Origin of the sequence: Aeromicrobium sp. REDSEA-S32_B7 (genome assembly GCF_001626145.1) — a bacterium.
In the GTDB taxonomy this organism is placed as follows: domain Bacteria; phylum Actinomycetota; class Actinomycetes; order Propionibacteriales; family Nocardioidaceae; genus Aeromicrobium; species Aeromicrobium erythreum.
Window position 1 is genome coordinate 1 of sequence record NZ_LUNF01000146.1, and the last position, 10,489, is coordinate 10,489.

Here is a 10,489-nt window from a genome sequence, read left to right on the forward strand (position 1 = left end):
GTGTTCGTCCGTGGTCTCACCGACACGCGCCAGAGCACGGCCACGCTCACGGTGGTCCGATGACCCGACGGCTCCTGGCCGCGCTGGTCGCCACCCTGCTCGGGGTGGCGACCGGCGCGGTCGTCGTGCAGGCGCCGGCGCAGGCTGCGGCCTGCGCGCAGGGCGACGGGGTGACCGTCGTGGTCGACCCCCACCAGCTCGGCGGCGGCGTGAGCACCACCTGCGTCCCGGGCTCGGGCAGCAAGGCGTCCGCCGCCTTCACCGCGGCCGGTGTCTCGATGCAGCGAGCCGCTCGCGAGCGGGGCTTCGTCTGCCGGGTCAACGCGCTGCCCGCCGACGCCGGCTGCGTGCAGGCGTCGCCCGCCGACGCGTACTGGTCGCTCTGGGTGTCCACCGGCAACGGGTCGTGGAGCTACGCGCAGATCGGGGTCGACGGACTCGACGTCCCGCGGGGCGGCTGGGTCGCGTGGAGCTGGCAGGGCCAGGCGAGCCGCGCGCAACCAGCGTGCGCGCGACGACGAGCGCGCGCGACGGACGGCCCCCTCGGCGACGCCGTCGTCGAGTGACGCTGCGAGCGCAGGGATCGGCGACGAGACCCGAGCCACGTCGGCCCACGCCGGCTCGGGTGCACCCGTCGGGACGCTCGTGGCCGTCGGCGTCGTCCTCGCCCTGCTGGGCGCGGCCGGCGTCGTCGCCCGGCGGCGGAGGGACGACCGCTCCTGACCTCCCCGGCGCGCGACCTGCACCCCGGAGCCTGGTGGCTCTGGGCGCTCGGTCTTGCCGCGGCGGCCTCGTTCACGCTCAACCCGTTCGTGCTGGCGGTCGTCTGTCTCTTATACACAGGTTCTACGTCTACTTCGCGCTGTTCGTCGTCGTGCTGCGGGTGCTCTACCGGATCGTGCTGGGCGGTGGCGCCGTCGAGGGCGAGACGGTCCTGCTCCACCTGCCCGAGATCCCGCTCCCCGACGTCGCGCGCGGCATCCAGCTGCTCGGCGACGTGACGGCGGGGTCGCTGCTCGGCGCCCTCTACGACGGCATGCGGCTCGGCGCGATCATCCTGTGCGTCGGTGCCGCCAACTCCCTGGCCAACCCCCGACGGCTGCTCGCCGCGGTGCCGCCCGCGTTCTACGAGGTCGGTACCGCTGTGGTGGTCTCGCTGTCGGTGTTCCCGCAGCTCGCGGAGAGCGTGCAGCGCGTGCGTCGGGCGCGCCGGCTGCGGGGCGACGCGAGCCGGGGCGTCCGGTCGCTGCGGCGCGTGGTCGTGCCCGTGCTGGAGGACGCCCTGGAACGGTCCATGACGCTCGCCGCCGGCATGGACGCACGCGGCTACGGCCGCACGGGCGGTGCGACACGGGCGCAGCGGCTCGTCACGGGCGGGCTCATGCTCGGCGGGCTCGGCGCCCTCTGCGTCGGCGCCTACGCCTACCTCGACGGGACCGCACCCCGTGTGCTCGCCGGACCGGTCCTCGTCCTGGGGCTGTTGCTCGCCGCCGCGGCGCTGCGCTCGGCCGGTCGTCGCGTGCGCCGCACCCGCTACCGCCCCGACCGCTGGCGTCCGGCGGAGGTGCTGACCGCGCTGTGCGGCGTCGTCGTCGCGGTGGGCGTCGACCGCGCCTTCGACCTCGACCCGTACGTCGTCGTGCCCGACCTGGGATCATGGCCCACGGTCAGCCTGCCGGTGCTGCTCGTCGTGCTCGTGGGCGTGCTGCCCGCCTTCCTGACGCCACCGCCCTCGACCGACGTCGCGGGCCCGTCCAGCCACGACCCGACCGACGACGACCCGAGCGACCACGACGAGGGGGAGGTGCCCCGTGCTCGAGCTGCGTGACGTGACCTTCTCCTACGACGACGCTGGGCCGACGCTCAAGGACGTCGACCTCGTGCTGCCCGACGGCGAGCTGCACCTGGTGTGCGGTCGCACCGGGTCGGGCAAGTCGACGCTGCTCGGTCTGTTCAACGGGCTGGTCCCGCACTTCAGCGGTGGTCTGCTCGAGGGCGACGTGCTCGTCGACGGCGCCTCGATCATCGGCACGCCGCCCCGCGAGCTCGCCCACCTCGTGGGGTACGTGCCGCAGGACCCGGCGGCGGGCTTCGTCAGCGACGTCGTCGAGGACGAGCTGGCGTACGGCATGGAGCAGCTCGGCCTCGACCCGCAGACCATGCGTCGGCGCGTCGAGGAGACGCTCGACCTGCTCGGCATCGCCGACCTGCGCCGCCGGTCGTTGCGGACGCTGTCGGGCGGCCAGCAGCAGCGGGTCGCGATCGGCGCGGTCCTCACGATGCACCCGCGGATGCTCGTGCTCGACGAGCCGACGTCGGCGCTCGACCCGACCGCGGCCGAGGACGTCCTGGCGACGGTGGCTCGACTCGTGGCCGACGTCGGGCTCGGCGTGGTGGTCGCGGAGCACCGGATGGAGCGCGTGGTGCCGTTCGCGGACCGGCTCGTCGTGGTCGAGCACTCCCGCACCCGTGCGGGGCCCACGACGTCCCGTGGGGGCACCGGTGCTGCGGGCCGACGGCGTGTGCGTCGACTACCGCCGCCACCGCGCGGTCGACGCCGTCGACCTGACCGTGAGGGCCGGCGAGGTCGTGGCGCTCATGGGACGCAACGGCTCGGGCAAGTCGTCGCTGCTGTGGGCGCTGCAGGGCGGGGTCAAGCGGTCCGCCGGGCGGGTCGCGGTGGGGGCGGAGGCGCTCGACCCCGCCGGACTCGCCCCGGCAGCGGCCCGGGCGCAGGTCGGTCTCGTGCCGCAGACCGCGTCGGACCTGCTCTACCTGGAGAGCGTCGACGAGGAGTGCGCCGCGGCCGACGCGCACACCGACGGGGCCGACGGGCGGTGCCGCGCGCTGCTCGACCGGCTGGCCCCCGGGATCGACGGCGACCAGCACCCGCGCGACCTGAGCGAGGGCCAGCGGCTGTCGCTCGTCCTGGCGATCGTGCTCCCCGCGGCTCCGCGGCTGCTGCTGCTCGACGAGCCGACCCGCGGACTCGACTACTCGGCCAAGACCCAGCTCGCCGACATCCTGCACGCGCAGGCGGCCGAGGGCCGAGGCGTGGTGGTGTCGACCCACGACGTGGAGTTCGTGGCGCTCGTCGCCGACGCCGTCGTGGTGATGGCCGAGGGCGAGGTCGTGTCGGCCGGCGACGTCGGCAAGGTGCTGGCGGAGTCCCCGGCGTTCGCACCGCAGACGGCCAAGGTGCTCGGCCCCGGCTGGCTCACGGTCGCCGACGTGGCGGGAGCGACCTCGTGACGTCGCGGCTCACGCCCCGCTCGGCGCTCGTGCTCGGGGTCGCGTCGCTCGCGGGGCTCGTCATGTTCCTGTGGCCGCTGTTCGTGCAGCCGGAAGCAGGGGCGACCCGCGTCGACCAGCCGTTCATCTTCATGGCGCTGCTGCCGATCGTCGTGCTGGTCGTCGTCGCCGAGCTGACCGAGGGCGGCATGGACGCCAAGGCGCTGGCGATGCTGGGCGTGCTGACCGCCGTCAACGCGGCACTGCGCCCGCTCGGAGCCGGCACCGCCGGCATCGAGACCGTCTTCTTCGTGCTCGTCCTCGCCGGCCGGGTCTTCGGCCCCGGGTTCGGGTACGTCCTCGGGTGCACGTCGCTGTTCGCGTCGGCGCTGCTGACGTCGGGCGTGGGGCCCTGGCTGCCCTTCCAGATGATGTGCGCGGCCTGGATCGGCCTGGGCGCGGGGCTGCTCCCGCGACGTGTGACGGGCCGCGCGGAGATCGCGATGCTCGTCGTCTACGCGGTGGTCGTCGCCTATGCGTTCGGCATGCTGATGAACCTGTCGTCGTGGCCGTTCCAGCTGGGGATCGCCGTGCCCGGGTCCGACCGGACGCTGCAGCTCGTGCCCGGCGACCCGGTGGGGGAGAACCTGCACCGCTTCCTGCTCTACAACCTGCTCACGTCGACGTGGGGCTGGGACACGGGACGGGCGATCACCAACGCCCTGCTCGTGGGGATCCTCGGGCCTCCTGTGCTGACGACGCTGCGCCGTGCGGCACGCCGCGCCCGCTACGGACAGCCGGCCGTCGAGGTCGCCGGCCGGTGAGGGTCCGTGGGTCGGCGAGGATGGTGGGCATGCGCTTGTCGTCCCGCCCCGTCCTGGTGCTCGCCGTGCTGCTCGGCGGCCTCCTCGCCCCAGGCGCTCCGGCCTCGGCCTCCGCCAGCACCGACTCCGGCTCGACCGCTGCGTGCACCGCCGAGGACGTCGTGGTCGTCGTCGAGCCGGCCTCGCTCGGTGGTGGGCCCGACGTGCGCTGCGCGACCGGCCTGGCCGCCGACGCCGTCGCGCAGGACGCGTTGGTCGCGGCCGGGCACGACCTGGTGGAGACCAGCGGGTCGACGCCCTTCCTGTGCCGGGTCGACGGCCGGCCCGGGCCCGACGAGGAGCGGTGCGGAGCGTCGCTGTCCGGGTCGGGCTACTGGGCCTTCCTGCTCGCCGACGAGGGAGGCGACTGGACGTTCGCGCAGACCGGGCTGCGCGAGCAGCGCGTGCAGCCGGGGCAGTTCGTGGCCCTGCGCTACCAGCTGCTGGCCGACGGCGAGGACGTGCCGGTGCAGACCCGGCCGACCGCCGAGACACGGGAGCGGACACCGCGCGCGGCGGAGGTCGAGGAGCACGACGCGCTGCGTCCCTCGGGCGCCGAGACCGCGGTGACGGTCGCGCTGGCCCTCGTCCTCCTCGCCGTCGTGGTCGGCATCGTCGTCGTCGCCCGGCGGCGCCGGCCGTGACCGGGCGCCACCGTCGGGTCGGCACACTGGTGCCATGACGGCGACGCGCCAGGGCGACCACACGGTCCGGTTCGACTGGGGACCCACCGGCGGTCTCGCCGTGGGCGAGGGCGCCGACGTCGCGGTCGTCGTCGACGTGCTGTCCTTCACCACCGCCCTCGGGGTGGCCGTCGAGCGCGGCGCCGTGGTGGTGCCGTACCCGGCAGGTCGACCGGACGCCGCCGCGGTGGCCGCCCAGACCGGCGCCGTGCTGGCCGGCGGGCGCTCGAGCGCCGCGCCCGACGAGCCCACGCTGTCGCCCGCGCGTCTGCTGGAGGTCGACCTGCCGCCCCGGCTCGTGCTGCCGTCGCCGAACGGGTCGGCGGTCGCGCACGCCCTGGCGTCGGCGGCGACGACCGTGGTCGGGGCGAGCCTGCGCAACGCCGCGGCCGTCGCCTCCTGGATCGCGCGGGAGCACGACGCCGACGACACGGTCGTGGCGGTGGTCGCCGCCGGCGAGCGGTGGCCCGACGGGACGTTGCGGCCGGCCGTCGAGGACCTCTGGGGTGCCGGCGCGGTGCTCGCCGCGCTCGAGGACTTCGACTGGCCCGGCCTGTCGCCCGAGGCCGCCCTGGCCGCCGACGCCTACCGGCTCGTGCGGGAGCGGGAGTCGTCGCACCTGCACGCGTGCGCGAGCGGTCTCGAGCTGGTGGCGGCGGGCTGGGAGGCCGACGTCGACGTCGCCGCGCAGGTGGGGTCGAGCAGCGTCGTCCCCGTGCTCAGCGACCGTGGATTCGTCCCAGCGCCATAAAGTCGAAAAGGACTTGGACGTTATTTCTGACTTTCGTCCATAAAGCCTCCGCCCGGTGTCGCGACTTTCGCTGCGGGCGCGATAATCTGCGCCTATGGCAAAAAAGACCGTGGAAAAGTTCTACTCCGACCTGAGCGGTGACGAGATCGACACCCCGTCGCCCACCGTGGCCTTCACCTTCGACGGGGTCGGCTACGAGGTCGACCTCACCGAGGCCGAGCGGCAGACCTTCGCCGACGCCGTGGCGCCCTACGTCGCCGTCGGTCGCCGCGCCGGTCGCGCCTCCGGCCGCAGCAGCTCCTCGCGCCGTTCGTCGTCCTCGTCGTCCGCGTCGTCGGTCGACGCGAAGGCCGTGCGCGAGTGGGCGCAGGAGCAGGGACTCGACGTCCCCGCCCGCGGCCGCGTCCCCTCCTCGCTCATCGAGGCCTACCAGTCCGCGCACTGACCGTCGCCACGACCACGCGGCCGGGTCGGGCTCCTCGAGGAGCCCGACCCGGCCGCGTTCGCGTCGGGCGGCGTCGTCGGGCTCTCAGGCCGTCGGCCGATCGACGTGGCGCTGCGCCATGCTCGACAACGCACCACGGCCCCCCGCAACGAGCGCTGGGGGCCGTGGCACGTGGCGGAGGATCGGGGGCTCCGTCGGTCGCTGGCGCTCCCTCCTCCCCGAATCCGCTAGCCCGGATCAGAGGTCAAGAACCCCTCGGCGTGGCACGCGAACGGAAGAACCCCTCGACATCGAGATGCCGAGGGGTTCTTGACCTCTGCGGAGGATAGGGGACTCCGTCCCTCGCTGGCGCTCGCTCCTCCTCGAATCCGCAACCCTTGATGTCGATCGAAGCCCCTCGGCGCCATCGGGCATGACGAAGCCCCCGGGCTCTGGTGAGCCGAGGGGCTTCGTTCGACGCGGAGGATAGGGGATTCGAACCCCTGAGAGCTTTCACTCAACCCGCTTTCCAAGCGAGCGCACTAGGCCACTATGCGAATCCTCCGCGGACGAGCGTACCGGTCGCATCCCGCGTGGAACGCACCGGGTGCGCCCCCGTATGCTGGGCGCAGCCCCTCGCGTGGCGCTATCTCACCCAACTCCCCCAGGGCCGGAAGGCAGCAAGGGTCAGTGGGCTCTGGCGGGTGCGCGAGGGGTCCTTCACGTCCGCGACCGTCGTCGGCCGGCGCCTGGGTCATCCGTCGGACCGATGTCTCTGCGTTCACGTAGCGATGGCCAAGCGAACGCAGACAGATCCGTCGCCACGGCCCGCACCACGACGCCCCCGACCGCTGTGCGGCCGGGGGCGTCGGGAGTGGGTGCAGATCAGCCGATCGGGTCGACGACGCCGTGGTCGGTCACCGTCGACGCGAGGCGCGCCAGGTGCTCCGAGCCGTCGCCGAGGGTGTGGTCGATCGCGGTGAGCCGGCTCGTGTAGTGGCCCACCGAGTACTCGGCGGTCATGCCGATGCCGCCGTGCAGCTGGATCGCCTCCTGGCCGATGTGCCGGCCGGCGCGCGAGACCTGCAGCTTCGCGCGCGACGCCGCCTCGACGGCTCGCTCGGGCTCGTCCTGCAGCACCAGCGTCGCCCACGTGACCGTGCTGCGGACCAGCTCCGCCGACACGTACAGGTCGGCGGCCCGGAAGGTCAGCGCCTGGAACGTGTTCAGCGTGACGCCGAACTGCTTGCGCGTCTTGAGGTACTCGGTCGTGATGCGCAGGGCGACGTCGATCGCGCCGACCGCCTCGTGGCCGAGCGCGACCTGGCCGCGCGCGACCGCGAGGGCCACCGCGTCGGCCGCGTCGGCCGACGGGTCGCCGAGCGGCGTGGCCGCGGCACCGTCGAACGCCACGCGCGCCGCGCGACCACCGTCGTGCGTGCGGTAGCCGGTGCGCTCCACGCCGTCGGTCGACGGGTCGACGAGGAACACGCCGACGCCGGCGTCGGTGCGGGCCGTGACGACCAGCAGGTCGGCGCGGACGCCGTGCAGCACCGGCTCCTTGACGCCGGACAGCGTCCAGGCGTCACCGGACTGCGTCGCGACGACCGCGTCGGCGATGTCGTGGTGGGCGAAGGAGAGCACGAGCGCTCCCTCGGCGACGCGGCCGATCACGTCGGACCGCTGCTCGGGCGAGCCGAGGTCGGCGACCAGGCCCGCGGCCAGGATCGTCTCGAGGTACGGCTCGGGCGCGAGCACGCGTCCGATCTCCTCGGCGACGATCGAGACCTCCACCGGTCCGGCGCCGAAGCCACCGTCCTCCTCGGCGAACGGCAGGCCCAGCGCGCCGACCTCGGCCAGCTGGCGCCACACGTCCTCGGAGAAGCCCGGGTCGGTCTTGGTGATCTCGCGACGGGTCTCCGTCGAGTCGTAGCTCTTGCTCAGCAGGCCGCGGACGGCGTCGCGCAGCGCGGTCTGCTCGGAGTCGAGGGTGAAGTCCATGGCTGCCTCACAGTCCCAGGATGGTCTTGGCGATGATCTGACGCTGCACCTCGTTGGAGCCGCCGTAGATCGACGCCTTCCGGTAGTTGAGGTACTGCGGGGTGCTGACGCGGGCCCAGTCCGGCACGCCGGAGCCGTCGCTGGCGCCCGACGCGAGCGAGAGCGGCCCGGCCAGGTCGACGTACAGCTCGGTGACGGCCTGCTGCAGCTCCGTGCCGCGCAGCTTCAGCACCGACGAGGCCGGGTGCGGCTTCCCGTCGGCCGAGTGCGCGACGACGCGCAGCGCCGTCAGCTCGAGCGCGAGCAGCTCGTTCTCGAGACCGGCGACGCGCGTGGCGAGCACCGGGTCGCCGGCGATGCGGTCCGCGGTTCTCCTCGCCGACGAGGTTCTCGGCCGGGACGCGGACGTCCTCGAAGAAGACCTCGTTGACCTCGTGGCCGCCGTCGATGAGCTCGATGGGGCGCACCGTCAGACCCGGGGAGGTCATGTCGATCAGCAGGAAGGAGATGCCCTGCTGCCTCTTCGGCGCCTCGGGGTCGGTGCGCACGAGCGTGAAGATCCAGTCGCCGTACTGGCCGAGCGTGGTCCACGTCTTCTGGCCGTTGACGACGTACTCGTCGCCCTCGCGGCGGGCGACGGTGCGCAGCGACGCGAGGTCGGAGCCGGCGTCGGGCTCGGAGAAGCCCTGCGACCACCAGATGTCGAGGTTCGCGGTCGCCGGGAGGAAGCGCTCCTTGACCTCCTGCGAGCCGAACGCGGCGATGACCGGGCCGACCATGGAGGCGTTGAACGCGAGCGGCGCGGGCACGCTGGCGAGCTGCATCTCCTCGTGCCAGATGTGGCGCTGCAGCGGGGTCCAGTCCTTGCCGCCCCACTCGACGGGCCAGTTCGGCACGGCGAGCCCGGCAGCGTTCAGGATCTGCTGCGTCTCGACGATCTGGTCCTTCGTCAGCTCACGGCGGGCCGCGACGGTGTCGCGGATGGACTGCGGGACCTGGGTGGTGAAGAACGTGCGCATCTCCTCGCGGAACGCGGCGTCCTCCTCGGACAGGCGAAGCTTCATGGCAACTCTCCGGTCAGTAAGCGCTTGCTTAGTCAGCACGATACGCCCTGCCCCGTCAGCCTGCCAGGGCCCCACGACGTCGGCCCGGTGAACGGGTCGGGGTCAGCCGCGGCGACCGCGTCCGGTGCGGGCGCGGAGGGGTCCGACCAGACGGGGACCGGCCAGGCGACGCTCCAGTCGGCGGGCCTCGTGGCCGAGCGGCTGCGCGACGTACTGCCCGAGCAGCACGCCGGACGCGAGGGCGATGGCGATGCCCGCCGCCGTGATCATCGGCAGCAGCCCGCTGATGTCCTCGCCCGCGAGGAGCGAGAGCGCCCGGTAGATCGACAGACCGGGCAGCAGCGGGACGATGCAGGAGACCACCACCACGAGCGGCGGCACGCGGAAGTTGCGCGCCATGTAGTAGCCGAGGAAGCCGATCGTGAACGCCGCGACTCCCGCGGCGCCCGGCCGGCCGACGTCGGACTGCGTCACCAGCAGGAAGGCCCCGGACGTCAGCGCCGCCAGCAGGGCGATCGGCGTCACGATGCGCTTCGGGGAGTAGGCCGACACCGCGAACGCCCCGGCGGTGACGCCCGCGCCCAGCATCACACCCGGCAGCTGCCCCAGGCCGGAGGCGCCCGGGTCGATGCTCAGGTCGAGCCCGAGCCACCCGCCCACGTGCAGGCCCGCGGAGACACCGACGATGATGCCGACGGTCGCGATCATCACCTCCATGAGACGCGCGTTGGCCGTGATGGTGAACCCGGTCAGGGCGTCCTGGATCGCGCCGATGAAGCCCAGACCGGCCAGCAGCATGACGATCGCCGCCGTGACCACGACCGACGGGTCGACGGGGGCCGGCGACGCGGCGACGGCCACGGCGATGAGCGTGCCGACGAGTGCGCCGGCGACCTGGGAGTAGAAGAACGGCAGCCGCAGTCGCTCGATCCGGCGCTGCACGACCTCGATGACCGATCCCGCGACCGCGGCCACCGCGAGCACGATCCAGGTGCCGCCCAGCAGCAGCGCGATCCCGGCGCCGGTCACGCCCCAGCTGGCGGTGATCGCCCAGCGGGGGCGCGGGTGGCCGGTCGAGGCGATCCTCAGCACCGACGAGGCCGCCTCGTCACGGTCGATCTCGCCGGCGAGGAGTGCCCGGACCAGCAGGTCGACCGCCGTCAGGTCGGCGTAGTCGACCTCGCGGTGCGTCACGTGCCGCCGCATGACGATGGGCGTGTCGTCGACGCTCTCCTGGTGGCTGAGGGTCAGCGACGTGAACGTGACGTCGACGAGCGTGTGCCGCAGCCCGAGGTGGTGCGTCACCGACGCCATGGTGGCGGTCACGTCGGCCGCGCCGGCCCCGTTCGACAGCAGCAGCTCCCCGATCCTCAGGGCGAGGTCGAGCGTGCGCTGCACGTCCTTGGTGTCGCTCACGGGCACCATGGTGACGGGTGCGGCGCGGCGACGTCGTGGCGGCCACGGCGTCGGCG

General features: G+C 73.5%; 9 protein-coding genes, 1 tRNA gene, 1 other RNA gene and 2 pseudogenes. 8 read left to right on the forward strand and 5 right to left on the reverse strand.

The window, feature by feature from the left end; all coding sequences use genetic code 11:
* Positions 1-59 precede the first annotated feature (59 nt).
* The 7 genes and pseudogenes from A6Q79_RS10245 to A6Q79_RS10275 all read left to right on the forward strand — a co-directional run bounded on the left by A6Q79_RS10245 (position 60) and on the right by A6Q79_RS10275 (position 5,973).
* A complete protein-coding gene (locus A6Q79_RS10245) occupies positions 60-566 on the forward strand; it encodes a hypothetical protein (protein ID WP_317698090.1) in 507 nt (168 codons plus the stop codon).
* A gap of 308 nt (positions 567-874) precedes the next feature.
* Complete coding sequence (locus A6Q79_RS10250) at positions 875-1,828, forward strand: energy-coupling factor transporter transmembrane component T (protein WP_317698092.1); 954 nt, start codon at positions 875-877, stop codon at positions 1,826-1,828.
* A pseudogene (locus tag A6Q79_RS10255) lies at positions 1,812-3,252 on the forward strand (ABC transporter ATP-binding protein). The gene A6Q79_RS10250 and the pseudogene A6Q79_RS10255 overlap by 17 nt, the downstream one beginning before the upstream one ends.
* Positions 3,249-4,055 carry an ECF transporter S component gene (locus tag A6Q79_RS10260; RefSeq protein WP_286689476.1) on the forward strand — a complete coding sequence of 269 codons (807 nt, stop codon included), beginning with the start codon at positions 3,249-3,251 and terminating at the stop codon, positions 4,053-4,055. Before A6Q79_RS10255 ends, A6Q79_RS10260 begins: the two are co-directional and overlap by 4 nt.
* A 29-nt stretch (positions 4,056-4,084) precedes the next feature.
* A complete protein-coding gene (locus tag A6Q79_RS10265; RefSeq protein ID WP_286689477.1) occupies positions 4,085-4,738 on the forward strand; it encodes a hypothetical protein in 654 nt (217 codons plus the stop codon).
* Between the two features lie 34 nt (positions 4,739-4,772).
* The gene (locus tag A6Q79_RS10270) at positions 4,773-5,528 is read left to right on the forward strand and encodes a 2-phosphosulfolactate phosphatase (RefSeq protein WP_289017339.1); all 756 of its coding nucleotides are present in this window, start codon (positions 4,773-4,775) and stop codon (positions 5,526-5,528) included.
* A gap of 94 nt (positions 5,529-5,622) precedes the next feature.
* Positions 5,623-5,973 (forward strand): Lsr2 family protein, encoded by a 351-nt coding sequence (locus tag A6Q79_RS10275; protein ID WP_286689479.1) that lies wholly within the window; start codon positions 5,623-5,625, stop codon positions 5,971-5,973.
* 459 nt (positions 5,974-6,432) lie between these two features.
* Here A6Q79_RS10275 and A6Q79_RS10280 read toward each other — a convergent pair.
* A tRNA-Ser gene (locus A6Q79_RS10280) sits at positions 6,433-6,517 on the reverse strand.
* Positions 6,518-6,582: 65 nt separating this feature from the next.
* Here A6Q79_RS10280 and ffs point away from each other — a divergent pair.
* An RNA gene (gene ffs, locus A6Q79_RS10285) (signal recognition particle sRNA small type) lies at positions 6,583-6,673 on the forward strand.
* A gap of 164 nt (positions 6,674-6,837) precedes the next feature.
* On the opposite strand, the gene A6Q79_RS10290 is transcribed toward ffs, so the two are convergent.
* The 4 genes and pseudogenes from A6Q79_RS10290 to A6Q79_RS10305 form a co-directional block, all read right to left on the reverse strand.
* On the reverse strand, positions 6,838-7,953 hold the full coding sequence (locus A6Q79_RS10290; protein WP_286689480.1) for an acyl-CoA dehydrogenase family protein: 1,116 nt from the start codon (positions 7,951-7,953) through the stop codon (positions 6,838-6,840).
* Between the two features lie 7 nt (positions 7,954-7,960).
* Positions 7,961-8,296, reverse strand: a complete 336-nt coding sequence (locus A6Q79_RS10295) for an acyl-CoA dehydrogenase family protein (protein WP_317698100.1) — start codon at positions 8,294-8,296, stop codon at positions 7,961-7,963.
* 121 nt (positions 8,297-8,417) lie between these two features.
* A pseudogene (locus tag A6Q79_RS10300) lies at positions 8,418-9,017 on the reverse strand (acyl-CoA dehydrogenase family protein); the annotation flags it as partial.
* Between the two features lie 102 nt (positions 9,018-9,119).
* Positions 9,120-10,489, reverse strand: a 1,370-nt coding sequence (locus tag A6Q79_RS10305; protein WP_317698098.1) for a threonine/serine exporter family protein, incomplete at its 5' end; no start/stop codon positions are given.